This is a genomic window from Vreelandella sp. V005 (assembly GCF_052645115.1).
Genome location: NZ_JBQXYA010000002.1, coordinates 229084 through 251661, shown reverse-complemented (window position 1 = coordinate 251661; position 22578 = coordinate 229084). Strand labels below are relative to the sequence as shown.

The 22578-nt window shown below is 54.2% G+C and carries 24 protein-coding genes; 6 read left to right on the top strand and 18 right to left on the bottom strand.

Translation table 11 applies throughout. From position 1 onward, the window contains the following. Window positions 1-48 precede the first annotated feature (48 nt). The 8 genes from ACUN8H_RS06435 to puuE form a co-directional block, all read right to left on the bottom strand. Window positions 49-537 carry an ureidoglycolate lyase gene (locus ACUN8H_RS06435; protein WP_445531321.1) on the bottom strand — a complete coding sequence of 163 codons (489 nt, stop codon included), beginning with the start codon at window positions 535-537 and terminating at the stop codon, window positions 49-51. Window positions 538-546: 9 nt separating this feature from the next. After that, the gene (locus ACUN8H_RS06430) at window positions 547-1392 is read right to left on the bottom strand and encodes a bifunctional allantoicase/(S)-ureidoglycine aminohydrolase (RefSeq protein ID WP_445531320.1); all 846 of its coding nucleotides are present in this window, start codon (window positions 1390-1392) and stop codon (window positions 547-549) included. A gap of 110 nt (window positions 1393-1502) precedes the next feature. After that, window positions 1503-2231: an amino acid ABC transporter ATP-binding protein gene (locus tag ACUN8H_RS06425; protein ID WP_445531319.1), complete on the bottom strand. Its 729-nt coding sequence runs from the start codon at window positions 2229-2231 to the stop codon at window positions 1503-1505. Then, complete coding sequence (locus ACUN8H_RS06420; protein ID WP_445531318.1) at window positions 2212-2868, bottom strand: amino acid ABC transporter permease; 657 nt, start codon at window positions 2866-2868, stop codon at window positions 2212-2214. The genes ACUN8H_RS06425 and ACUN8H_RS06420 overlap by 20 nt, the downstream gene beginning before the upstream one ends. Further along, on the bottom strand, window positions 2865-3542 hold the full coding sequence (locus ACUN8H_RS06415) for an amino acid ABC transporter permease (protein ID WP_445531317.1): 678 nt from the start codon (window positions 3540-3542) through the stop codon (window positions 2865-2867). The genes ACUN8H_RS06420 and ACUN8H_RS06415 overlap by 4 nt, the downstream gene beginning before the upstream one ends. An 8-nt stretch (window positions 3543-3550) precedes the next feature. Continuing rightward, on the bottom strand, window positions 3551-4405 hold the full coding sequence (locus tag ACUN8H_RS06410; protein WP_445531316.1) for a transporter substrate-binding domain-containing protein: 855 nt from the start codon (window positions 4403-4405) through the stop codon (window positions 3551-3553). Between the two features lie 338 nt (window positions 4406-4743). After that, window positions 4744-5619 carry a MurR/RpiR family transcriptional regulator gene (locus ACUN8H_RS06405; RefSeq protein WP_445531315.1) on the bottom strand — a complete coding sequence of 292 codons (876 nt, stop codon included), beginning with the start codon at window positions 5617-5619 and terminating at the stop codon, window positions 4744-4746. 21 nt (window positions 5620-5640) lie between these two features. Further along, complete coding sequence (gene puuE / locus ACUN8H_RS06400) at window positions 5641-6576, bottom strand: allantoinase PuuE (protein ID WP_445531314.1); 936 nt, start codon at window positions 6574-6576, stop codon at window positions 5641-5643. Between the two features lie 324 nt (window positions 6577-6900). On the opposite strand from puuE, the gene ACUN8H_RS06395 reads away from it, so the two are divergent. The 3 genes from ACUN8H_RS06395 to ACUN8H_RS06385 all read left to right on the top strand — a co-directional run bounded on the left by ACUN8H_RS06395 (window position 6901) and on the right by ACUN8H_RS06385 (window position 10696). Next, window positions 6901-7656 carry an aspartate/glutamate racemase family protein gene (locus ACUN8H_RS06395; protein ID WP_445531313.1) on the top strand — a complete coding sequence of 252 codons (756 nt, stop codon included), beginning with the start codon at window positions 6901-6903 and terminating at the stop codon, window positions 7654-7656. A 173-nt stretch (window positions 7657-7829) separates the two neighbouring features. After that, window positions 7830-9188 carry an NCS1 family transporter gene (locus ACUN8H_RS06390; protein WP_445531312.1) on the top strand — a complete coding sequence of 453 codons (1359 nt, stop codon included), beginning with the start codon at window positions 7830-7832 and terminating at the stop codon, window positions 9186-9188. A 29-nt stretch (window positions 9189-9217) separates the two neighbouring features. Continuing rightward, a complete protein-coding gene (locus ACUN8H_RS06385; RefSeq protein ID WP_445531310.1) occupies window positions 9218-10696 on the top strand; it encodes an NCS1 family nucleobase:cation symporter-1 in 1479 nt (492 codons plus the stop codon). A gap of 97 nt (window positions 10697-10793) precedes the next feature. Here the strand turns inward: ACUN8H_RS06385 and ACUN8H_RS06380 are convergent, their stop codons facing one another. The 4 genes from ACUN8H_RS06380 to ilvC all read right to left on the bottom strand — a co-directional run bounded on the left by ACUN8H_RS06380 (window position 10794) and on the right by ilvC (window position 14649). Further along, window positions 10794-11081 carry a type II toxin-antitoxin system RelE/ParE family toxin gene (locus ACUN8H_RS06380; RefSeq protein ID WP_445531309.1) on the bottom strand — a complete coding sequence of 96 codons (288 nt, stop codon included), beginning with the start codon at window positions 11079-11081 and terminating at the stop codon, window positions 10794-10796. Then, a complete protein-coding gene (locus ACUN8H_RS06375; RefSeq protein WP_445531308.1) occupies window positions 11074-11295 on the bottom strand; it encodes a TA system antitoxin ParD family protein in 222 nt (73 codons plus the stop codon). Before ACUN8H_RS06375 ends, ACUN8H_RS06380 begins: the two co-directional genes overlap by 8 nt. 264 nt (window positions 11296-11559) lie before the next feature. Beyond that, window positions 11560-13047: a molybdate ABC transporter ATP-binding protein ModF gene (gene modF / locus ACUN8H_RS06370; RefSeq protein ID WP_445531307.1), complete on the bottom strand. Its 1488-nt coding sequence runs from the start codon at window positions 13045-13047 to the stop codon at window positions 11560-11562. 129 nt (window positions 13048-13176) lie between these two features. After that, window positions 13177-14649: a ketol-acid reductoisomerase gene (gene ilvC / locus ACUN8H_RS06365; protein ID WP_445531306.1), complete on the bottom strand. Its 1473-nt coding sequence runs from the start codon at window positions 14647-14649 to the stop codon at window positions 13177-13179. 193 nt (window positions 14650-14842) lie between these two features. Between ilvC and ilvY the strand changes: the two genes are divergently transcribed. Further along, a complete protein-coding gene (ilvY, locus tag ACUN8H_RS06360) occupies window positions 14843-15721 on the top strand; it encodes an HTH-type transcriptional activator IlvY (protein ID WP_445531721.1) in 879 nt (292 codons plus the stop codon). A gap of 37 nt (window positions 15722-15758) precedes the next feature. Here ilvY and ACUN8H_RS06355 read toward each other — a convergent pair whose 3' ends face one another. Genes ACUN8H_RS06355 through uraH form a run of 3 tightly spaced genes read right to left on the bottom strand, consistent with a single transcriptional unit; the run spans window position 15759 to window position 18079 of the window. Then, window positions 15759-16493 (bottom strand): GntR family transcriptional regulator, encoded by a 735-nt coding sequence (locus ACUN8H_RS06355; protein WP_445531305.1) that lies wholly within the window; start codon window positions 16491-16493, stop codon window positions 15759-15761. A gap of 14 nt (window positions 16494-16507) precedes the next feature. Beyond that, window positions 16508-17710: a urate hydroxylase PuuD gene (locus tag ACUN8H_RS06350; RefSeq protein WP_445531304.1), complete on the bottom strand. Its 1203-nt coding sequence runs from the start codon at window positions 17708-17710 to the stop codon at window positions 16508-16510. Window positions 17711-17725: 15 nt separating this feature from the next. Next, window positions 17726-18079: a hydroxyisourate hydrolase gene (gene uraH / locus ACUN8H_RS06345; protein WP_445531303.1), complete on the bottom strand. Its 354-nt coding sequence runs from the start codon at window positions 18077-18079 to the stop codon at window positions 17726-17728. 145 nt (window positions 18080-18224) lie between these two features. Here uraH and uraD point away from each other — a divergent pair, with 145 nt between their 5' ends. Continuing rightward, entirely contained in the window at window positions 18225-18761 is a 537-nt protein-coding gene (gene uraD / locus ACUN8H_RS06340) for a 2-oxo-4-hydroxy-4-carboxy-5-ureidoimidazoline decarboxylase (RefSeq protein WP_445531302.1), read from the top strand. A 120-nt stretch (window positions 18762-18881) separates the two neighbouring features. Next, on the top strand, window positions 18882-20246 hold the full coding sequence (locus tag ACUN8H_RS06335; protein ID WP_445531301.1) for a uracil-xanthine permease family protein: 1365 nt from the start codon (window positions 18882-18884) through the stop codon (window positions 20244-20246). Window positions 20247-20369: 123 nt separating this feature from the next. Here the strand turns inward: ACUN8H_RS06335 and ACUN8H_RS06330 are convergent, their stop codons facing one another. The 3 genes from ACUN8H_RS06330 to ACUN8H_RS06320 form a co-directional block, all read right to left on the bottom strand. Beyond that, a complete protein-coding gene (locus ACUN8H_RS06330) occupies window positions 20370-20726 on the bottom strand; it encodes a phasin family protein (RefSeq protein WP_445531300.1) in 357 nt (118 codons plus the stop codon). Window positions 20727-20907: 181 nt separating this feature from the next. Continuing rightward, window positions 20908-21597: a glutathione binding-like protein gene (locus ACUN8H_RS06325; protein WP_445531299.1), complete on the bottom strand. Its 690-nt coding sequence runs from the start codon at window positions 21595-21597 to the stop codon at window positions 20908-20910. Window positions 21598-21700: 103 nt separating this feature from the next. After that, window positions 21701-22393, bottom strand: coding sequence for a glutathione S-transferase family protein (locus ACUN8H_RS06320; RefSeq protein WP_445531298.1), 693 nt, complete (start codon window positions 22391-22393; stop codon window positions 21701-21703). Between the last annotated feature and the right edge of the window lie 185 nt (window positions 22394-22578).

The following is a 22578-nucleotide window of genomic DNA, read 5'->3' as shown; positions in this document are numbered from 1 at the left end:
CAGTTTAACGCGTGCGATATGACAGCGGTGTAACACATCAGGCGCGGATCATTTCAACGTCACGGTGATCGCAAGCGGAAACTCATCGCAGTTGTTGCCTTCGCCGCCACGATCCACCACTAAAAACTCGCCTTCGCGCTCCAGTACCGATTGGATGGCGTGCCAGGTACCGGCGCGATAGTTGACGCCTTGGCGGCCATCGGTGACAAAGGCACGTACATCACTGGGATCGATATGCTCCCCCGGCGGTGCGACCACGACAATAAAGCGCTCCTCATGCAGCGGCATAAACGCCTGACTGCCCTGAGGGTGGCGCTCAAGAAACGTGAGCGCCAGTGGCAGTGTAACCGGCTGGCTCACGAAGATATTAATCAGCGTATGAGCGTTTTCCCCCAGTGTTTCCACCTTGGCCAGATCGTGATGGCGCTGGGTGCGCCCGGCATTAATGGGAAACGAGGCGGAGGTACGCGCATCCATCACATCGCCAAAGGGGGCGAACGCTTCTGCCGTCAGCATTTCGGCTTTAAGTTCAAGCATTACAGCTCCTTAGCGAGATGAAAGTTTAAGAGAGGCATGACGATTAACATCTTTATAGAGCAGATACCGGAACGGCCCTGGGCCAGCGGCGTAGCAGGCCTGGGGGCAGAAGGCGCGTAGCCACATGAAGTCCCCGGCTTCTACTTCTACCCAATTCTGGTTTAAGTGGTAAACCGCTTTGCCCTCAAGCACGTAAAGGCCATGCTCCATAACATGGGTTTCATCGAAAGGAATCACGCCGCCGGGTTGAAAGGTCACGATATTCACATGCATATCGTGGCGCACGTCCGCAGGGTCGACAAAGCGCGTGGTGGCCCAGCGCCCTTCGGTGCCCGGCATTTCGATGGGGGCAATGTCCTGCTCGTTGGTCACAAACGCCTTTGGCACCTCAAGCCCTTCGACAACCTCATACGCTTTGCGCACCCAGTGAAAACGCACCGGCGCGCTAGATTCGTTGTGCACTTGCCATGAACTGCCAGGGGGAATAAACGCATAGCCGCCGGGCTGCATGACGTGGCGTTCGCCTGACAAAGTAAGCGTTAACTCACCTTCCACAATAAACAGCACGCCTTCCGCCTGAGGGTCTGGCTCGGGCTTATCGCTGCCGCCCTGGGGCTGTACCTCCATAATGTACTGGGAGAACGTTTCGGCAAATCCCGACAGCGGCCGCGCTAACACCCATAGCCGCGTGCCTTCCCAAAACGGCAGATTGCTGGTGACGATATCGCGCATCACGCCTTTGGGAATCAGCGCATAGGCTTCGGTAAATACGGCGCGATCAGCGGTGATTTGGGTTTGCGGCGGATGCCCGCCGGTGGGGGCGTAGTAAGTAGCCGAGCGATTATTGGTTGGCATTATTTCTCCCGTTTTAATTGAGCGTGGCGTGTTGGTTGGCTGTCTTTACGACGGCTCTGTGTATTCATCCTTGTATACGATAGTACGCTAGGCTTTGTCGTCTAAAAAGACTAAAGCACGGCAGAGATAAACTGCTTCAGCTCCGGCGTTTGCGGGTTGCTGAACAGTTCGCTGGGGGCACCCTCTTCGTGGATGCGCCCTTGGTGCATGAACACCACGCGATCCGCTACGTCACGGGCAAAGCTCATCTCGTGGGTGACCAGAATCAGCGTCATGCCCTCGGCCGCCAGTGCTTCCAGCACGCGCAGCACTTCGCCGACCAGCTCGGGGTCAAGGGCAGACGTTACCTCATCGCAAAGCATCACTTTAGGGCGCATGGCAAGAGCCCTAGCGATGGCAACTCGCTGCTGCTGCCCACCGGAAAGCTGGGCGGGGTAGGCATCGTACTTATCCGAAAGACCGACTTTCTCCAGCACTTCGCGGGCAATTTTCTCCACCTCAGCCTTTTCATCGCCGCGCACTACCAGCGGTGCCAAGCAGACGTTTTCACCCACGGTTTTATGAGGAAACAGGTTGAAGCTTTGGAAGACCATGCCGACATTTTCACTCAGCTCTTTGGGCGACATTGACGCTGCATCGAGCTGCTTATTGGCAATGATGATCTCGCCGCTGTCATGTTTTTCCAACTGATTCAGGCAGCGCAGCAGAGTACTTTTACCCGAACCGCTGCGGCCAATAATCGCCACCACTTCGCCTTGCGCCACGGAAAGATTAATACCTTTAAGCACTTCCAGGTCGCCAAAGGCTTTATGAACGTTATCAACGTAAACCAGCATCATAGAGCTTTTTCTCCAGATAGCGCGCGTAGCAGGAAAGTGGGTAGCACAGCGCGAAGTAAAGCAGGGCCACAAGGGCAAAAATGGTGAAGGGTTCGAAGGTGGCGTTATTGAGCATGGTGCCCGCCTTGGTCAGCTCGACAAAGCCAATGATAGAGGCTAGCGCCGTGCCTTTGATGACCTGTACCGAGAACCCCACCGTGGGCGGAATCGAAAGCCGCAGTGCCTGAGGCAGAATCACATGGCGCATGGTCTGGAAGTAATTCATGCCCAGCACCCGCGCCGCGTGCCACTGGCCTTTGGCCACCGCCTCTAAACAGCCGCGCCAGATGTCACATAAAAAAGCACTGGTGAACAGGGTCAGTGCGACGGAAGCCGCCAGCCAGGCTGAAATCGGCTGGCCTAGTGCGGCCGCGCCAAAGAAGATCAAAAACAGCTGCATCAACAGCGGCGTACCTTGGAACAGATCAACATAAAAAGACGTTAAGCGCTGCAGCCAGCGGTTGCTGGAGAGCCGCATAAAGGTCAATAACAGCCCCACCGTGGCACCGCCGACAAAGGCAATCAACGAGAGGAGAATGGTCCAGCGCGTTGCCAGCAGCAGGTTGCGCAGAATGTCCCAGAAGGTGAACTCAATCATCGTTGCTCTCCTTGCTGATAGGCGAATACGCGCTTGCCCACCAGCATAAAGCTGCGTCGCATACCAAATGCGAGGAGCAAATAGATCAGCGTGATCAGCAGGTAAACTTCAAAGCTGCGAAAGTTGCGCGACTGGATAAAGTTAGCGGCGTAGGTCAAATCGAATACCGAAATCTGCGACACCACCGCCGACCCCAGCATCACAATGATCGACTGACTGATCAGCGCGGGATAAACCCTGGCAAACGCGGGTACCAGCACAATGTGGCGGTAGCTCTGCAGTGTTGTCATACCCAGCGCACGCCCCGCTTCCAACTGGCCTTTCGCTGTAGCGCTGATGCCGGCGCGTAAAATCTCGGCGCTGTAAGCGGCCAGGTTGAGCGTCATGGCAATAAACGCAGCGGTAATGGCATCGATTTTAATGCCGAGCCCCGGTAGCCCGAAGAAGATAAAGAACAGTTGCACAATGAAAGGCGTGTTGCGGGTGACTTCGACGTAGCCGCCCAGCCCCCAGCGTACCCATGGCTGCGCGTTGACGCGTAAATAGGCTACCGCCACTGCCAGCGACAATCCCGTCAAGGTGGTCACCACGGTCAAAATGACCGTGGTGGTTAGCCCTTTAAGGAGCTCACTGACGTAGGGCAACAGGGTGAGAAAGTCGAGTGTTGGCCCCATGGTGAATCTCAGCTACCGAAGTTTTCAGGTAGATCCGCACTGAACCAACGCTGGGACAGCTCATTCAACGTGCCGTCTTCCAAGCCTTGTGCAATCAGGCGGTTCACTTCTTCCATTAGCGCAGGCTCGTTTTTATTCATGCCCACGTAGCAGGGTGAATCCTTGAGCTGATAAATCATTGAGGGTGCGCGATCGCTGTTTCGCTCAGCGATTTCAGCGGCGACTACGTTACCGGTGGCGACGTAGTCGACTTGGCCGGAAAGGAACGCAGAAATGGTAGTGGCGTTATCTTCAAAGCGCTGCACCATCGTGGAGTCCGGGGCAATATTGGACAGCTCCATATCTTCCACGGCGCCGCGGGTGACCCCGATGGTTTTATCGGCTAAGCCTTTCGGGCCATCTACGCTTTCGTCTGCATCAGCGCTGAATACGCCTAAGAAGAAAGGTGCATAGGCATCAGAAAAATCAATCGCTGCTTCTCGCTCAGGATTTTTACCCAGGCTAGAAATCACCAGGTCCGCCTGGCCGGTCTGCAAATAGGGTATACGGTTAGCGCTGGTAACGGGGATCAGTTCTAACTCAACGCCCATTTCGTCAGCGAGGTATTGGGCCATATCGATATCGTAGCCGCGGGGCTGTAGGTCGGTACCTACTGAGCCAAACGGTGGAAAATCTTGCGGGACAGCCACGCGGAGTGTGCCGCGCGATTCGATATCCTCAAGCGCATCCGCCTGAACACTGGGGCTAGTAGTAATAGCACCGAGAGCTACAGCGGCGCTTAACCCTGTGGCTAAAACGCCGGACTGCAAGCGCTTAAAGCGGCTTGAGAAAGAGTGATTGAAGCGGTGGGATAACGATTTCATAAAGCTCTCCTGGCAGGTGCATGCTCTACAAAATCTGGGTTTTGCTAGAGATGCATCGCTGAATGATTAGCAGTGATGGTCTTGGTGATGGAAGCAAAGCGAATGAAAGCTTTGTTGCACGATTTCCAACAAAGAAACTTTCGTTTCACTTGACCAGCTAATAGCAACAGCAATACCAGAAGTGGCATACGTTTTTCAGAACAGCAGCTTAGAGAGCGCCAAGAAACAAAATACAGTGACTGACGTATTGAGAAGGGGGAATAAAAGGAGAGCGATGCAATGCGTTGGTGCAACTTTCAGCGGCCAATACGCTGAGGTGCACCATGAAGAGACTCCAGCTACTGAGCGCTCCAATCTACGCTCATGGTCGGCGCTTCCAGCTCGCTAAGCTCGGCGTACACATCGCTGATCGCACTGATGCGCTCGCGGCCAGAAGCCAAGCGCCGATGCAGCACACCGTTGGCGATCAGGCAGATCAGGCTATTGGCGGCAGCATAGCTATCAAACGCCGAGAGGCTTTCCAGCGGCGTTTCAAAAAACCACGTGACTTGTGAGGCAACGTTGACCGCGGTGGGGTCAGCCAGTAAAGCCACCTTGGCGGGTGAGCGCTCAAGTGCATCGACCAGCGCGGCAAACGCTGCTGGACGGCGGCGAAAGCCAAACAGCACCACCACGTCCTGCTCGGTGAGATCGACGATCTCTTCTGCTAATGACTGGTTAGGATGAGGCACCACCCGCACCTGGGTGCGCGCCTGAATCAACTGCTGGCGAAAATGCAGCGCTAGCGGGTAGCTGTTACGAAAACCGATCACGACTACATGACGCGCGCTATCCAAATGCTCGACCAGCGCAGCAAACTGATCCGCCGCGATGCCGTTTAAGCAGCGCTGTAGGTTATCCTGCTCGCGCTGCAAATGGCGCTGAAACGGTGCGCCAGCCTCTTCCTGCATGGCGTTAGCGTCGATTACCAAGGGCACACCCAGGTTACGCAACTGGCGGGCGTGGTCTTTGACCGTGCGGTAGCTCTCAAACCCCAAGCGCTTGAACAGGCGGCTGACCGTCGACTTAGATACCCCGGTCAAGCGCGCCAAATCGGCGGCGCTGTATACCGCTAGATCATCAAAGTGATCGAGAATAAAGCTCGCCACCCTCTGCTCCTGGGCAGTTAGCGCGTCAAACTGGGCAGTAATACGCTGTCCGATATGCGGCGTCATAGCATCCTATTTAGCGGCTTATTAACGAGTTGCAGGATGATGTTCCGCCCAGTGACGGGCGATATCGACCCGGCGGGCCACCCAAACACGGTCGTGGGTTTCGATATAATCTAAAAAGCGCTGCAGCGCGCGAAAACGCCCCGGCCGCCCCAACAAGCGGCAGTGCATACCTATTGATAGCATTTTGGGCGCCTCCTCCCCTTCTGCGTAAAGTACATCAAAGGCATCGCGCAGGTAGGTAAAGAAGTGATCCGCAGTGTTGAAGCCTTGCGGCGCGGCAAAGCGCATATCGTTGCTGTCCAACGTGTAGGGAACAATCAGGTGGTTGTGGTCACTGCCCTGACTATCGGTCACCTGCGTCCAAAAAGGCAAGTCGTCACCGTAGTAGTCGCTATCGTAAAGGAAACCGCCTTCGTCCAGTACTAGCCGCCGGGTATTGGGGCTATCGCGCCCGGTGTACCAGCCTTGGGGCTTCTCACCGTAAAGGCGTTGAAAAATCTCCATGGCCTGCTGCAGATGTTCCCGCTCAACGTGCTCAGGCACTTCCTGATAGTGAATCCAGCGATAGCCGTGACAGGCAATCTCGTGGCCTAGCTCTTTAAAGGCCAGCGCCACCTCTGGATTGCGCTCCAACGCCATGGCCACGCCAAACACCGTGAGCGGCAAATCACGTTTCTCAAACTCGCGCAAAATGCGCCACACCCCGGCGCGGGAGCCATATTCGTAGATAGACTCCATGCTCAAATGGCGGTCTGGATAGGCCGGCGCACCGATAATTTCTGAGAGGAATTGCTCGGAGCCTGCATCGCCGTGCAGCACGCTATTTTCGCCGCCCTCTTCGTAATTAAGCACGAACTGCACGGCAATTTTGGCTTTATTGGGCCAGTTGGCATGGGGCGGGTTGCGTCCGTAACCGATCAAATCGCGGGGGTAATGCACCTTGGATGAAGACGACATCGTTAGCTCCTTCGGTCATATTTCTGGCCAGCGCGGGTTATTAGCTCTACTGCAGGGAGCGCAGCACCCAGGCGGCAGCAAATTATTTGTATACAAAATAGCGACATTACTAGCGTACCGCAACGCGGCTTAGCGCTAATCCTCTGACACCAAAAGCCTTTCTCGTCGCAATCCCCGTTAAGCCTTTGAATCCTGAACAATTGGTCAAACTTTTAGGCTATCACTTTCGTCGTGTATTCGCGGCTAGACCCTTGCGTCTGGCTAGAAACCGCCCTATTTTTGTATACAAGAAAAGTTATATTGTTTACATGCGGATTATTTAACGTGCATATACGAATTATTAACCCCAATACCACGGCTTCGATGACCGCTGCTATTCATCAGGCAGCTCAGCAACAGGCAAGCGCTGGCACCACCGTAAGCGCTTCCCAGCCTGACGCGGGGCCGGTTTCGATTGAAAGCCATTTTGACGAAGTGGTCAGTGCGGTCGGCGTGGCCGAGGAAGTGCTAAAGGGCGAGCGCGAAGGCGGTATCGATGCGTATGTGGTGGCCTGCTTTGGCGATCCCGGCTTGCTTGCCGCACGGGAACTGACCCGCGCGCCGGTCATTGGCATTGCTGAAGCGGCCTTTCATCTTGCTACGCTGGTCAGCACGCGCTTTTCTATCGTCACGACCCTGGGCCGCACCGGCATTATCGCCGAGCATCTGCTTCAGCAGTATGGCTTTAGCCACCACTGCCGCCGCATCCGTGCTGCTGAAATTCCGGTGCTGGATCTGGAACATCACCCTGACGCGGCGTTTACGCGCATTGTTGAAGAGTGCTGCCGTGCGCGGGATGAAGATGGCATTGGCGCTATCGTTTTAGGCTGTGGCGGCATGGCCAACTTGACCCAGCAAATTAGCCGCGAAGTGGGCCTGCCGGTCGTCGAAGGTGTTACCGCCGCGCTGAAACTGGCGGAGTCACTGGTCAGTTTAGGGCTGTATACCAGTAAACATGGCGACCTTGCCTACCCACGCCCCAAAGCCTTCACCGGTAAGTTTTCCGAGCTTTCTGATCTTGAATTAACGCGCAGGTCATAACAGCTAAAAAGACAATAACGACTGAATAATATTTTAATAACAATAGCTTAAGAATTTGAAAACTATATTTTAAAAACCAGTACGTCCATTAGCACGCCACGCCGCAAGCGTTGCTCGGGTAACCAACGTACCCGAGCTGCCAATAAAACCGATAATCTTGCGAGGACGACATCATGAGCGCTTCACCCTCGGCTCTTGCGTCAGAAGAACGATCCGATGCTGGATCAAAAGCACTCGGGGCAGAAAGCCTGGCCCCGCAACAGGCCCGGATTATGGGGCGCGGCTCCTACTTTCTGGCATGGTTTGGCGGCTGCGTTTCCATTGGCACCTTTGCCATGGGCTCCAGCGTGGTCGGCACCCTGAACCTGTTACAAGCCACCCTGGCGATTGCCATCGGCTGCTTTGTGATCGGCATAGCGCTGGCTATTAACGGGGCCGCAGGCTACAAGTACGGCATTCCGTTTATGGTGCAGGCGCGCAGCGCTTTCGGCTTTACCGGCACGCGCTTACCGGGTTTGGTGCGCGCTGTACCGGCGGTAGTGTGGTACGGCTTTCAAAGCTGGATTGGTGCCGGGGCGCTCAATATGGTCTCGGCTACCCTGTTCGGTTTCGACAACCTTATCTTCTACTTCATTACCTTCCAGTTTCTGCAAATCGGCCTGTCGGTAATGGGCTTTCAGGGCATCAAGTGGTTAGAGAATATCGGCAGCGCCTTTATCCTCGCCTCGCTGGTGTATATGTTTTACGCCACGGTGCAGCGCTATGGCGATGAGCTTTCCGCCAGCCTGCTGACCATGGAAGGCTCCTGGGGCATGCCGTTCTGGGGCGCGACCATGCTGTTCCTGGGCATCTACAGCACCATGATGCTCAACGTCAGCGACTACTCTCGCGAGCATAAGAAGGGCACCGCCCAGAGCCTGCTGACCACCATCTACGCTATGTCGATTCTGCCCTGCACGCTGTTTATGGGTTTGATCGGCTATATGGTCTCGCAAGCGACTGGCACCGCCGACCCAATCCAGGTGTTTGCCAACGCCGTCGACAACACCCCGCTGTTAATGACTACCCTGCTATTCATCGCCTTTGCCCAGGTCACCACCAACGTGCTTAACAACGTGGTACCGCCGACCTATGTGTTGATGGACGTCTTCAAGATCAAGTTCTCGGTCGCCACCGTCATCGTTGGGCTGCTGGCCTTCGCCACCTTCCCCTGGAAGCTGGTGCAGCCGGGCTCTGCGGCGGGTCTACAGCTGTTTGTGCAAACGTACTCCGCCTTCCTCGGCCCTATCTTTGCCATTCTGGTGGTCGATTATTATGTGATTCGCCGTCGCACGCTGGATATCGACAAACTGTATGACGTTAACGGGCCTTATAAAGGTATTAACCTGGCCGCTTTCATCGCCACGGCGGTGGGCATTGTGGTGGCGCTCTCTTTCTCGGCGATCTCGTGGTACGCCAGCCTGATCCCCGCCGGTGTTACCTACTATCTATTGATGAAGTACTGGGCTCCCTGCCAGCGCTTTAGTCAGTAACCCCATTTGCCAACCGAAGAGCGAATAAGATGAAAGAGAGTAATGACGTTAGTGACCTGGACATTAAGCACATTGATCCCACGCTCTATAACGAGGATCTCGCGCCGCTAAAACCCCAAGACCGTAACTGGGGCGCGTTTGAGATATTTAACGTTTGGTCTAACGACATCCAGAGCCTGTTTGGTTACACCCTCGCGGCCTCACTGTTTTTAACCTACGGCCTGAACGGCTGGGCGGTGATGGCGGCGATTATTCTAGCCGGTGTGATCGTGATGTTTCTGGTCAACCTCACCGGTAAGCCCAGCGTTAAATACGGCATTCCCTTTCCCGTCATGGTGCGTGCCAGCATGGGCGTGCGTGGTGCGAACCTACCCGCGATGCTGCGCGCCATCGTGGGGATTTTCTGGTACGGCGTACAAACCTACTTCGCCTCCACCGCCGTCACCCTTCTTATAACCGCCTTTCTAGGCGCAGGCAGCGGCAGCACCTTCCTGGGGCTTTCCGGCGTTGCCTGGGTATCGTTTGTGATTGTGTGGCTGTTTCAAATCGCGATTTTCTGGCAGGGCATTGAGCGCATTAAGCACTTTCTCAACTGGGCAGGCCCATTGGTCTACGTGGTGATGGTGGTGCTAATGATCATTGTCTGGTATCAGGCGGGCAGTGAGCTGATCCCTGCTATTGGCACCATTTTCAGCGGTGGCAGTGACACCAGCGGCAGTTCGATCGCCGCCTTTATGGCGATTGTCGGCACCATGGTGGCGTATTTCGCAGCGGTAGTGATCAACTTCGGCGATTTCACCCGCTTTGTAAAAACCGAACGCCAGATGAAGCTAGGCAACCTGCTGGGCTTGCCGCTCAACGTCGCCTTCTTCTCGTTTATCGCGCTGATAATTACTGCCGGAACCCTGGTGCTATTTGGCGAGGCGCTGACCAACCCCGCCGATATCGTTGAGCGGGTAGATTCGCTGCCGCTAACGATTATCGCTGCGCTAACCTTCTTTGCCGCCACGGTGGGCATCAACCTGGTCGCCAACTTCATTCCGCCTGCCTACGACCTGGCCAACCTGTTCCCCAGCAAAATCAGCTTTAAAATGGGCGGCCTGATTACCGCGGTGATCGCCTTCTTCGTCGGCGCGCTATGGCTCTCGGTCATCAGCCAGATTGGCGTTCCCGGCTTTGTAAACGCGCTAGGCGCCATCGTCGCGCCCTTCTACGGCATTATTGTGGTCGACTACTACTTGATTAAACGTCAGCACCTGAATATGCAGGAACTGTTCTCATCAGCACCCGGCAGCGCCTACTACTACGTCAACGGCTGGAACACCCGCGCCCTTATCGCCTTTGGCGTCGCGGCGCTATTCTCGCTCTCTACTGTGTTAGTACCTGCACTATCCGCGCTTGGCGGCTATGGCTGGTTGATTGGTGCAGGGCTGGGTGGGCTGTTCTACTACGGGTTGATGCGGCAGTTTAAGGCTGCGCCTGTGTTTGCTGAGCAGAAGGTAGGTTGAGGCGATTTAGCCGTAGTTGGTGTTTCAACCCTTCCTATAAGCGTCATCGGTTAAAGCCGATGGCGCTTTTTTTTACGAAGCCTGCCTCCATAACGTACTATTTCTGTTTGATATCACGGTAAAAGTTTTCGTGTGATCCAAGGGCTAACAGTTCAAGAACAAGAGCGCCATCATCAAAACTGTATCTGAGCAACGTCAGCTGCTTGTTCATTTTAAATGTATATACCCGTAAGAATGATAGATCACCCTTCTTCAGCTCCCCCAAAGCGGGCTCTTCCATTAGCTTTTTGACGGCTGCGTCGAGATCTTTTTTCTGATTGGCTTGAAGCTTTTTTACTGCTTTTTTAAAGCTTGGGGACTGTAAAACACTGATGGCTTTAGCCAAATTCGTAGGGCTCCAGCTTCCCGGCTTCACGTTCTGCTTTTGCAATAATGGCTTGCTTCACAAATTCATAAGGCAAATCAGGATTGTCTTCCATCATTTCCCCGATTTTTGCCCAATGCTCGATTTGCTTAGGAGTCGTTCGATCAAGCGCTTTGGCTATAATCGTAGCTTTTTCAATTAATTGCTGGTCTAGGCGTATGCTGTTAGTGGCCATTTTAATGCCCTCATGAAAACTGCCATAATTGTAGCAAGACGCTACAAATGAGGCAATTTGCAGCTAACATTGTCGACTGATTTTCTATTAGCTCTAAGAACTAATGCGCTCCCCCCAATATCTGCTGCAAATCCGTCACGTTTTCCTCTTCTTCGGCCATGGAGAGCGACGTTTTGATGGCTTTTAGGTGGCAGTTCATGAAGGCTTTGGCCTGTGGTCTCCTCGTCGTGGTCTGTTTCGGAGGCACCGGAGCATGAGGCCCCACTAGTGATTCTTCTCAAGCGCCAAATGATTGTCTATTTCCTTAATCTTGTCCTCCGTGTGGTGATTCACGTAGAGCACCGTGGTTTCTTGGCCTTCACAAATCTTCTCGATCAGGGCGAGCACGAGCTGGCGGTTCATGTCGTCCAGGCCGAGGCAAGGCTCGTCTAGAATCAGCAGCGGCGGGTGTTTAACCATGGCGCGGGCGATGAGCAGCAAACGTTGGTCGCCGTAGGAGAGTTTGTTAAAGGGCTGGTCGGCGCGGTCTTTCATGCCGAGTAGTTCGAGCCATTGGTCGGCTATTTTCTTCTGGTTATCGGTGGATTTGGTGTACACGCCGATGCTGTCGTAGAAGCCTGAAATAATCACGTTTTTGCAGCTGGTGCTGACACGATACTCCCACTGCAGGGCGGTGGAGACATAGCCGATAAACTGCTTGATCTGCCAGATGCTTTCTCCGTTGCCGCGCTGGAAGCCAAACACAAAAATATCGTTGGTGTAGCACTGGGGATGATCCCCTGTGATCAAAGACAACACACAGGTCTTACCGCTACCGTTAGGGCCGCTTAGCTGCCAGTGCTGGCCCTGCTCTATTGTCCAATCCAGCTTATCGACGATCACGGTATCGCCGTATTGAATCGTCGCTTGCTTGAGTTTCACTAACGGCTGGCTGGGGTCGAGCGCGGGTAGTTGGTTGGCGGGGTCGGCCTCGGGCACGCGGAGATCGGTGGTTTTCAAATGCAGCAATTGGTAAAGCTCATTGAAGGCGGCATCGTCCTGGCGGTCTACCGTGAACGCTAATCGCCCCTGATCCCCGCGCTTTTTATCGCCTCTCGTTTTATCTCCACGCTCTTTGTCCAGGTAGGCCACATGGGTGATGAAGTCGGGCATTTCATCAAAGCGGTTCAGCACCAGCACCATGGGTATAGTGTCGATGATGGAGGCAAGATGGGCCTGCAGCATGGCGAGCGTATCGACGTCTAAGCCATCAAACGGCTCGTCTAGAATCAGTAAGTCCGGCTTATTCGCCAGCGCGCGAATCAGCATGACTTTGCGTGTTTCGCCCGTAGAGAGCTTCCGAAAGGCGCGGTCAAGGAGTCTCGTCAGCCCGAATTTTTCGACCAGCTCGCTTGCGAGTTCAGTGTCCTGGCAGTGTTCGAAAATCATTTCACTGACGGGGGTGCCGAGTGAAATGACATCCATGATATCAGCATCGTCTTTTTTCAGCTCTTGGGCGATGAGTTCGGCTTGCGCTTCGAAGGAGACCAAACCGACGTTGTGGGGAAGGCCTTGAACACTGCCCGCTTCAATTTTTCCAACGCCCGCAAGCGCCGCCGCCAGGGCCGATTTACCTGCACCATTGGTGCCAGTAATGGCCCAATGCTGGTGGGGTTCGATGGCCCAATCAATCTCGCTTAGGGTGAAGCGATCATCAAAACTGATCGTCGCTTTGTTTAGCTGAATATTGGCTAAGCGGTTTGAAGGCTCCATCGAACTATTCCTTACGGTGACGGTGTTAAAAAATCAGGCTTGAATAAAAAAGAGACAAAAAAGCCGAGACTATCGTGGCGATATCCCGGCTTTTTAATTGCATTAACCCGCTATTCTTTAATCAACCGGTTAAACGATCTTCTTCATGTCCGCCATGTGGCCACGCAGCACTGCGCCAACGGCTTCAACCGGGTGAGCGCGCAGGGCATCGTTGACTTCGATCAAACGTGCGTTATCAACGCCGTTGTCATCTACATTCAGGCCTTTACCAATAACATCGGACTTAATACCTTTCATAAAGTCAGCCAGGAGCGGTACACACGCGTGGTTGTAGAGGTAGCAGCCGTATTCCGCGGTATCGGAGATAGTCGCGTTCATTTCGTACAGCTTCTTACGCGCGATGGTGTTGGCGATCAGTGGCGTTTCGTGCAGTGACTCATAGTAAGCAGACTCGGCGATAATGCCAGCCGCGGTCATGGTTTCGAACGCAAGCTCAACCCCCGCTTTTACCATCGCCACCATCAGGATGCCGTGGTCGAAGTACTCTTGCTCAGAGATCTTAATGTCACCCGCTGGTGTTTTTTCGAATGCTGTTTCAGCAGTGTCTGCGCGCCATGCGTGAAGTTTCGCATCATCGTTCGCCCAGTCTTCCATCATGCCAGCAGAGAAATTGCCGTTCATGATGTCGTCTTGGTGCTTGTTATATAGCGGACGCATGATCTCTTTCAGCTCTTCAGCAAGATCGTAGGCTTTGATCTTAGCCGGGTTAGAAAGACGATCCAGCATGTTGGTCACGCCGCCGTATTTCAGTGCTTCCGTGACGTTTTCCCAGCCGTACTGAATCAGCTTAGAGGCGTAGCCAGGCTCGATACCTTCTTCGATCATTTTATCAAAGCAAAGGATTGAACCAGTTTGCAGCATGCCGCAGAGGATCGTTTGCTCGCCCATCAGGTCGGATTTAACTTCCGCGATGAAAGAGGACATCAACACGCCGGCTTTATGGCCGCCAGTGCCCACTGCGTAGGCTTTTGCCAGGGCAAGGCCTTCGCCTTTGGGATCGTTGGCTTCGTGAACAGCGATCAGGGTAGGAACACCGAAACCACGCACGTATTCAGCGCGCACTTCAGACCCTGGGCACTTCGGCGCTACCATGATGACGGTTAGGTCGTCGCGGATTTTCATGCCCTCTTCGACGATGTTGAAACCGTGAGAGTAAGACAGGCAAGCGCCCTCTTTCATCAGCGGCATTACCGCCGTTACAACAGCGGTGTGCTGCTTATCGGGCGTCAGGTTCAAGACCACATCTGCCGTGGGGATCAGCTCTTCATAAGTACCGACCGTAAAGCCGTTTTCAGTGGCGTTCTTCCAAGACTGGCGCTTCTGTTCGATGGCTTCGGGGCGCAGGGCGTAAGAGACGTCCAAGCCGCTGTCGCGTAGGTTCAAGCCTTGGTTAAGGCCTTGCGCGCCGCAGCCGATCACGACCATTTTTTTGCCTTTAAGCGCGTCTACGCCATCGGCAAATTCCGAGCTGTACATAAAACGGCATTTGGCGAGTTGAGCCAGTTGCTCGCGTAGCGGCAGCGTATTGAAGTAGTTAGCCATCGTTAACATCCTAATGATTGATAAGCACGATATCGATGTCGCACACCGATACGAAAAAGAGTGACATAGCTGCTAAGTGCGAACCCAGCGCCATGTGAGTAGCGCCAATCTAACGAATAACGACTATTTCTTAAATTGATATATTTGCAACAACATGTCCCTTTTTTTGCAAAGCTCCATTATCATGGCAGGTATGAATTTTAAAATTTTAAAACAATTTCTTGCCTTGGCAGAAACCCTGCATTTCGGTCGCGCCAGCGATGAGTGCTATGTGAGCATATCTGCCCTGTCGCGCAATATTCGCCATTTAGAAGACGAGCTGGGTGTGGCACTGTTTAACCGCGACAACCGTACCGTGGTGCTCACCCAAGAAGGCCAAAAATTTCTCAAGTATGCCCGCGATGCCAGCAGTCAGTGGAATTTGATTCGTCATCAGTTAAACGACAACCCGGATCAATTAAGCGGGGAAATCAGCCTGTATGGCTCCGTAACGGCCAGCTATAGCTTTTTGCACGAGCTACTGCGCCGCTTTCGTATTGCCTATCCAGTTATTGAAATCAAGCTGCGCACGGGGGACCCCGAACACGCCATTGCACATGTGCTCGATGGAAAAGAAGACCTTAGCATTGCGGCACAGCCTGCCAACTTACCGCGAGGTCTGGCCTTCAAGCCCATTGCGACGTCGCCTTTGCTGTTTATTGCTCCGCTGGCGCAGCAAGTGCCCAATGCGCCCACCAGTACGCCCATTACACCGGCTGAGTGGGCGAATACGCCCATGATTCTATCGGAAAGCGGTGTGTCTAGAACGCGTGTGGATGAGTGGTTTCGCCAGCATGACATTTCCCCGCGCATCTATGCCCAGGTGACCGGCAATGAAGCCATTGTGAGTATGGTAAGCCTGGGCTTTGGTATTGGCGTGGTGCCTAAAATCGTCCTCGACAACAGTCCACTGATGGATCGCATCCGCGTGCTCGACGTGACGCCAGAACTGGAGCCCTACGATATTGGTTTGTTTACCTTGAAGAAAAACCTAAAAAACCCGTTGGTCGACGCGTTTTGGAGCTTGATGTAAGCCCGGCGCCCGGTGTGTCACGATTCGACCCGCGCCTTCACTCCCCAAATATCTGCTGTAAATCCGGCACGTTTTCTTCCTCTTCGACCATGGAGAGCGAGGCTTCGATGGCTTTGAGGTGGCGACTCATAAAGGCTTTCGCGCGCTCGCCGTTGCTGGATTCTAAATAGCCGATTAGGTCATCGTGGTCGTGGGACTCGCAGCCCAAATGGCCGCGATGGCCGTAGACGGCGAGTATGAGCGAAGAGCGCGAGCAGAGCCGCTCGACAAACTCCGCCAGGGTTGCATTGCCAGAAAGCTGCGCCAAGCGCACGTGAAAATCGGCAGAGAGCCGGATAGCGAGGCTTTGTTGGCCGCTGCGCAGCGCTTGGCGTTCGCGCTTGGCCATTTCACGTAGCTCAGCGGCTTCTTTTTCACCCATGCGCCGCGCCACGTCGGGCATTAATCCGCACTCGACCAGTTGGCGGGCATCGAAAACATCCTTGGCTTCGTCTGCGGTGGGCCGGGTAACGCTGGCACCACGGCGCGGCGTCAGGGTAACGAGTTGCTCAAGTGACAGGCGCTGCAAAATTTTACGAATACCGGTGCGGCTAATGCCGAACACATCCGCTAGGGCATCCTCGCGCAGCCGCGCGCCGGGCTTCAAGCGCTGCTCGACAATGGCATCGCTCACGGCGCGATAGATAGCATCGTGGCGTTCATCACCCTCTTTGCCATCTTTGGTTTCTTTAACGGAAGCGCGCCGCTTTATCGGCGCCTGCGCATCACTCATAGCTAGCCTCTTTATCAATCCTCCCAAGCGGCAATGATATCGCGCTCTTCATCGCTCATGTTGGTCATATTGCCTAACGGCATGTAGCGGCTGGCCACGACCTGTTGAATCTGCGCTTTTTGACCGAGAATTTCTTCCCAGTTTTCAAAAGCAAACCCAGCGGGCGGCGCTGAAAAACCGGCATGCCCGGGGTTGCGAGCATGACACTGAACACAGTGCTGCTCAATCAGGCCGGTGATTTGCGCTTGGTCTGGCCCTTGTGCGCCTGCAGTGCCACTTGGGGATGAAGCACTGGGTGCCGCCACCCAAAACGCCAACAGAATAAGCCCTACCCCGAAGGCGGGATAGGCGGGCTGGGTTTTACCTGCGTGCATCAACACAAAGAATTGACGGATCAGGGCGCCGGCGAAGATGAACAACACCATCACCACCCAGGCGAGCTCGTGAGAATAGATAAACGAGTAGTGATTACTCACCATCAACAACACGACCGGTAGCGTGAAGTAGGTGTTATGCACCGAGCGCTGTTTACCGCGTTTGCCATCCAGCGGATTGGGCGCATCACCCGCCTTCATGGCTTTCACCATGCGGCGTTGGCCGGGGATAATCCAGAAGAAAACGTTAGCCGACATCGCCGTCGCCATAACCGCGCCCGTGAGCAGGAAGGCCGCACGACCGGTGAACATCTGTGTACTGAGATAAGCAACGACCATCATCATCACGGCAACGGCGATACTGAGCAGCCCATCGCGATCCATGTTGGGGCTAATGCGTTTGCACAGCTCGTTATAAACCACCCAGCCGCCCAGCAGGAATGCCAGCGCCAGCACATTGGCTTGCCAGCCCGTCAGGTTGGCGGCCCACTCCCAGGGGCTATTGGGGTTCACCAAATAGAAGCCTGGATTGACCATGTAGAGAATCACAAACAGCGTAAAACCGGAAAGCCAGGTGGTATAGGCTTTCCAGAATGACCAGTGTAAGTCATTGGGCAACTTGGCAGGTGCGGTAGCGTACTTTTGGTTGTGGTAAAAACCACCACCATGCACCGACCACATTTCACCAAACACGCCCTTGTCGCGATCTTCCGCTGCTTTTGGCGTGCGCAGGCTGTTATCCAGCATGACAAAGTAGATCGATTCACCGATCCAGGCGATGGCGGCAATGACATGCAGCCAGCGCAGCAGTAAGTTAACAAACTCGATTAGATACGCTTGCATAACGGATGTCCCCTATCAGCTACCGCGGTAAGTCGAGTACCCATAGGGCGAGAGGAGTAGCGGCACATGGTAGTGCTGGCTGGCATCGGCGACGCCAAAACGTAGCGGAATCACGTCTAAAAAGCGGGGTTCATTGGCTTCAACGCCTTGGGCACGCAGGTAGTCCCCCGCATGGAACACCAGCTCGTACACGCCTGGCGTGAGCGCATCGCCTTCTAAAATGGGGGCATCGCAACGCCCGTCGCTGTTGGTGACAACGGTACTCAGATGCTGGCGATCACTGCCGGTAAGGCGAAACACCTCAATGGTAATGTCCTGGCCGGGCTGCCCTTTGGCGGTATCCAATACGTGGGTGGTTAAACGTCCCATAGCCACTCCTTATTTATAACGTTGTTTGCATGATTTGACCTATTGGTCAAAGAGTACCGTTACAGCTATTTATTGTATACAGTAATTCCAACCGCGCACTTTTTGAACACCCGCGCGTTACCCTTTTTCACTTTGGAGAGAGCCAATGCCTGCTGAAACACCGCGACTGCTATCGCCTGCGCCGAGCCAGTGCAGCCTTGAGATGCTTACCCACCATTACGGGGATATTTACGAGCACTCGCCCTGGGTGGCCGAAGCGGCCTGGCAGCACGGCCTAACCGAAGCCCATGACACCCCAGACGCACTGGCCGAGCTGATGGGGCTTATGTTGCAGCAGGCAAGCAGCGAACAGCAAATTAGCGTTATCCGAGCGCACCCCGATTTGGCCGGTAAAGCCGCCTTGGCAGGCGAATTAACCCAAGACTCCACCAGTGAACAGGCAGGCGCCGGGCTAGACCAGTGCAGCCCTGAGGAGTTTGCCCGCTTTGAAGACCTTAATGCCGCGTATAAGGAGAAATTTGGCTTTCCGTTTGTGATTGCCGTTAAGGGGCTAGATCGGCACGGTATTCTCGATGCCTTTGAAGCGCGGCTGCATAACGATGCAGCCACCGAGCGGCAAACAGCCATTGAGCAGATCATTCGCATTGCGCGTTTTCGTTTAAGGGCGCGAGCCGAACAATAAACCACCAGCGGCAACGCCTCTTCGCCAAACGGGCTATTGCATTTATTTCTTGTATACACTTTTAATAGTAAATGGATGCAAGAAGAAAACAATGCCACCCACTGCGAATAAAGGCTCTTTATGTCCACTCCGCCCGACGCCAACACGCGGCCTTCGCGTACCATTAATCAAAACCCAGACGCGATGCCGCCGCTTACAAAAGCGATCCCGCTAGGCCTGCAACACATCATGGCCATGTTCGCTGGCAACGTGACACCGCCGATCATTATTGCCGGTGTGATCGGCGCTAACCCGGCGGAGCAGATTTTTTTAATACAAGTCGCGCTGTTTGTGGCGGGGGTATCCACGCTGGTACAAACCATCGGTATCGGCCCCATCGGGGCGCGCCTGCCGATTGTGCAGGGCACCAGCTTTGGCTTTCTGCCAGTGGCACTGCCGCTGGCCAAGGCGTTTGGCCTACCCGCGGTGCTCGGCGCCTCGTTTGTGGCGGGGTTGCTGCAAATTGTGCTGGGCGCGTTTTTAAAGAAAATCCGCCACTGGTTCTCCCCGGTGGTGACCGGCATCGTGGTGCTCTTGATCGGTATTACGCTAATGCCGGTTGGACTCAATTACGCCGCAGGCGGTGTGGGGGAAGCCGATTTTGCCTCCCCCGGCAATTTATTATTGGCGCTTTTTGTACTCAGCGTGACCATCGCCATTCACCAATATGGGCGTGGCTTTATTAAAGCGTCGTCAATCCTGTTTGGTTTAATGGCGGGCTACGCGGTGGCTATCGCCCTTGGCAAAGTCGATTTTACCTCGCTAAGTAACGCTGCCTGGTTCGCACTGCCCAAGCCACTGGAATACGGCATGACGTTTTCGGGCACCGCGATCATCGGTATGACCTTGATTATGTTTGTGGTGGGACTAGAAACCATCGGCAATATATCAGCGATTACCACCACCGGCGCTGGCCGCCCCGCGAAAGACCGTGAGCTTTCCGGCGGCGTAATGGCGGATGGCGTGGCCACGTCTTTTGCGGCGGTTTTTAATACCCTGCCCAACACCGCTTACGCACAGAACGTTGGGCTGATTACCCTAACCGGTGTAGTTAGCCGCCACGTGGTCACCATTGGCGGACTGTTATTGATCGCCATGGGCCTATTCCCCAAGCTAGGTGGACTGGTGGCCGCCATGCCGCCTGCAGTACTGGGCGGCGCAGGGGTGGTTATGTTTGGCATGATCGCGTCAGCGGGGCTTAAGATCATCAAGGAGTGCGAGCTGGATCAGCGTAATATGCTGATCATCGCGGTTTCGCTAAGCCTGGGTATCGGCCTGCCAGCCGTTGAAGCCATTTCGGAAACCATGCCGGGTCAGCTTGGGCTGCTGCTTAAATCAGGCCTAGTACCCGCAGCACTTGCCGCCCTACTGCTAGATGCTATTTTACCAGGTAAGCCCGACCGGCAAGCCAAGCTTGCCGCTGCGGAAGCTGAAGCTAAGCGTTAACAGCGCCCACCTCTTTTGCTGTTAACCATTTACAAAAAAATGCCCAGGTACAAAAAAACGCCCAAGTAAAAAAAGCGCCGCTTCCCTGAGGAAAGCGGCGCTTTTTACTGACCTAATGCTAATTTATTGCTTTGCTTTATCTACCGCGTTTTTAGTGGCTTCTTCAGCTTGCTTCTGGCTATCTTGAGCAAAGCTTTGGCCGATTGACGTTACTTTTTCAGTATCGCCCTTTACGCGTTCCATGAAATTATTTGCCGTTTTCTGCTGGCTTTCCATCGCCTTCTTGAAACTGTCGGCATCTTTAACATCAAGCCATGTGCGTGCTTGTGAAATCGCCATGTCAGAGTAGGCACGGAAAGCATCCATTTGAGCGCTGAACAGCTGATCGTAATAATCGAGCGCTGTTAACGTGTAAGAACGCATCGGTGACACAAATGCGGATTCAAATTGCTGGGTAGTCTTGTCGGTTGCTTTATTCATCTCAATATCTCCAAGTGTGAGCTAGCAAATAAACGCGCCTTTGCTTGGCGGTTCTTAGCCAGGCTGTTGCCTCTGCTACTGATAAAGCTAGCAGTGCTTTTTGTGCAGCGCAACATGATTTTTCCTCATGCTGCGCTCGCTCACTTGAGTGATGATTAGCGACCGTTTCTATCAATGGCTACTAGCGGTTACCGAACAAGTGCTTACGCGCTTGTTCGTCCATTTCCACCCCTGCTTGGGGGTTAACTTCTTCGATGAGCGCGTAGGCTCGACGTACGGCTGGACGTGCCTTGATCATCTCAAACCAGCGTTCCAGGTCGGGAAACTCCTCGATCGTTTGCCCCTGTTTTTCCCAGGGCACGATCCAGGGGTAAATCGCCATATCGGCAATCGAGTAGTCGTCACCGCCGACATAGGTGTGCTGCGCCAGGCGCTGGTCCAGCACGCTGTAAAGTCGGTTAGTCTCCCGCACGTAGCGCTCAATGGCGTACTCGATCTTCTGCGGCGCATAGTGGCAAAAGTGGTGGTTTTGGCCTGCCATCGGGCCTAACCCGCCCATTTGCCAATGTAACCACTGGAGCACGATATAGCGTTCACGCCCTACCGCTGGCAAGAAAAGGCCGCTCTTATCAGCGAGGTATTCCAGAATGGCGCCAGACTCAAACATCGAAAGCGGCTGGCCGCCATCTTTCGGCGCGTGATCGACGATCGCGGGAATGCGGTTATTAGGGGCAATAGTGAGAAATTCAGGGTCAAACTGCTCACCGCGGCCAATATTGATTGGCTTCACTCGATACGCCAGCTTGGCTTCCTCGAGCATGATGGAGATTTTGTGGCCGTTAGGTGTTGTCCAGTAGTACAGATCAATCATTGCCATCTCCTTGTTGAAACCTTTGATTCACTCATCATGAGTTTATCAAGCCTTCACGCTTGGTCGGGCGGTACATTAGCGTACCGCCTCTATACGCTAGCTATTACAGTTCACGCACGGTCAGCGCGCTGCTAGCCGCACCACCGTGTGCGTTGAGCATACGCTTGAACCATTCATCGACCGGGTCGCCGGGCTCGACGACTTCTTGGGTCGATACCACGTGTGCCCACATCATGCTGCCAAACAACAGATAATCGGCACCAGCGGGCGCATCGCCGTCTAAAAAGGCGCTTTCCCGCAGTAAGTCGCGCACAGGCGCCAATACCTGTTTGAGTTGCTGCTTACCCTGTTCGGGTTGGTGAAACTCTTCCAGCGTGCAACCGAACCGCGCTTCCCGTGTTTCGCGGAAGTAATTACGGTCGTCGGGATGGATCGCCGCTAGCAGGTCCATGGCAATAATGCGAAACAGGGCGGGAGTCACGCTACGCTCTACAAAATACTTAAACAGTAACACCCGCTGATAGCTGGCACCTTCACCCAGCATGGGCGCGTCGGGATAGACCTTATCCAAATAACGCATGATTTCAAAGCTGTCGGTGACTACCTGATCGCCGTCGCAAAGCACCGGCACTTTGTCGTAATCGGCAAACGCCAATGCTTGTTTGTCGAGGAATCGCCACGCCACGCTGGTGTATTCCAAGCCTTTATGGGCAAGCGCCATACGCACACGCCAGCAGTAAGGTGAAAAGCGTAGCCGTTCATCTCGGCCGCACAGCTCATAGAACTTTATTGTCATCACTACCGCCTCTGGTTAAGAACAACGTTGATAAAAAAAGAGTGAGAAAAGCGCTGCCTCACCTCTTTGACACGCTTAGCGTCGCTAAACAATGAGCCCAACCATCTAACCGTGCAAGAGACGCTGCTTGGCACTGTCTATTAGTCTAATGAGGCCGCCTTTCAGTTACCTTAACCCCCTCCTAA

Coding starts and splice junctions, on each gene's coding strand:
- uraD (WP_445531302.1), top strand. CDS start 18,225: ATGCCTGCTGAAACACCGCGACTGCTATCGCCTGCGCCGAGCCAGTGC.
- ACUN8H_RS06420 (WP_445531318.1), bottom strand. CDS start 2,868: ATGATTGAGTTCACCTTCTGGGACATTCTGCGCAACCTGCTGCTGGCA.
- ACUN8H_RS06375 (WP_445531308.1), bottom strand. CDS start 11,295: ATGGCCACTAACAGCATACGCCTAGACCAGCAATTAATTGAAAAAGCT.
- ilvY (WP_445531721.1), top strand. CDS start 14,843: ATGAATTTTAAAATTTTAAAACAATTTCTTGCCTTGGCAGAAACCCTG.
- ACUN8H_RS06425 (WP_445531319.1), bottom strand. CDS start 2,231: ATGATGCTGGTTTACGTTGATAACGTTCATAAAGCCTTTGGCGACCTG.
- ACUN8H_RS06325 (WP_445531299.1), bottom strand. CDS start 21,597: ATGATTGATCTGTACTACTGGACAACACCTAACGGCCACAAAATCTCC.
- ACUN8H_RS06410 (WP_445531316.1), bottom strand. CDS start 4,405: ATGAAATCGTTATCCCACCGCTTCAATCACTCTTTCTCAAGCCGCTTT.
- ilvC (WP_445531306.1), bottom strand. CDS start 14,649: ATGGCTAACTACTTCAATACGCTGCCGCTACGCGAGCAACTGGCTCAA.
- ACUN8H_RS06430 (WP_445531320.1), bottom strand. CDS start 1,392: ATGCCAACCAATAATCGCTCGGCTACTTACTACGCCCCCACCGGCGGG.
- puuE (WP_445531314.1), bottom strand. CDS start 6,576: ATGTCGTCTTCATCCAAGGTGCATTACCCCCGCGATTTGATCGGTTAC.
- uraH (WP_445531303.1), bottom strand. CDS start 18,079: ATGGGACGTTTAACCACCCACGTATTGGATACCGCCAAAGGGCAGCCC.
- ACUN8H_RS06350 (WP_445531304.1), bottom strand. CDS start 17,710: ATGCAAGCGTATCTAATCGAGTTTGTTAACTTACTGCTGCGCTGGCTG.
- ACUN8H_RS06330 (WP_445531300.1), bottom strand. CDS start 20,726: ATGAATAAAGCAACCGACAAGACTACCCAGCAATTTGAATCCGCATTT.
- ACUN8H_RS06385 (WP_445531310.1), top strand. CDS start 9,218: ATGAAAGAGAGTAATGACGTTAGTGACCTGGACATTAAGCACATTGAT.
- ACUN8H_RS06415 (WP_445531317.1), bottom strand. CDS start 3,542: ATGGGGCCAACACTCGACTTTCTCACCCTGTTGCCCTACGTCAGTGAG.
- ACUN8H_RS06435 (WP_445531321.1), bottom strand. CDS start 537: ATGCTTGAACTTAAAGCCGAAATGCTGACGGCAGAAGCGTTCGCCCCC.
- modF (WP_445531307.1), bottom strand. CDS start 13,047: ATGGAGCCTTCAAACCGCTTAGCCAATATTCAGCTAAACAAAGCGACG.
- ACUN8H_RS06320 (WP_445531298.1), bottom strand. CDS start 22,393: ATGACAATAAAGTTCTATGAGCTGTGCGGCCGAGATGAACGGCTACGC.
- ACUN8H_RS06355 (WP_445531305.1), bottom strand. CDS start 16,493: ATGAGTGATGCGCAGGCGCCGATAAAGCGGCGCGCTTCCGTTAAAGAA.
- ACUN8H_RS06390 (WP_445531312.1), top strand. CDS start 7,830: ATGAGCGCTTCACCCTCGGCTCTTGCGTCAGAAGAACGATCCGATGCT.
- ACUN8H_RS06405 (WP_445531315.1), bottom strand. CDS start 5,619: ATGACGCCGCATATCGGACAGCGTATTACTGCCCAGTTTGACGCGCTA.
- ACUN8H_RS06335 (WP_445531301.1), top strand. CDS start 18,882: ATGTCCACTCCGCCCGACGCCAACACGCGGCCTTCGCGTACCATTAAT.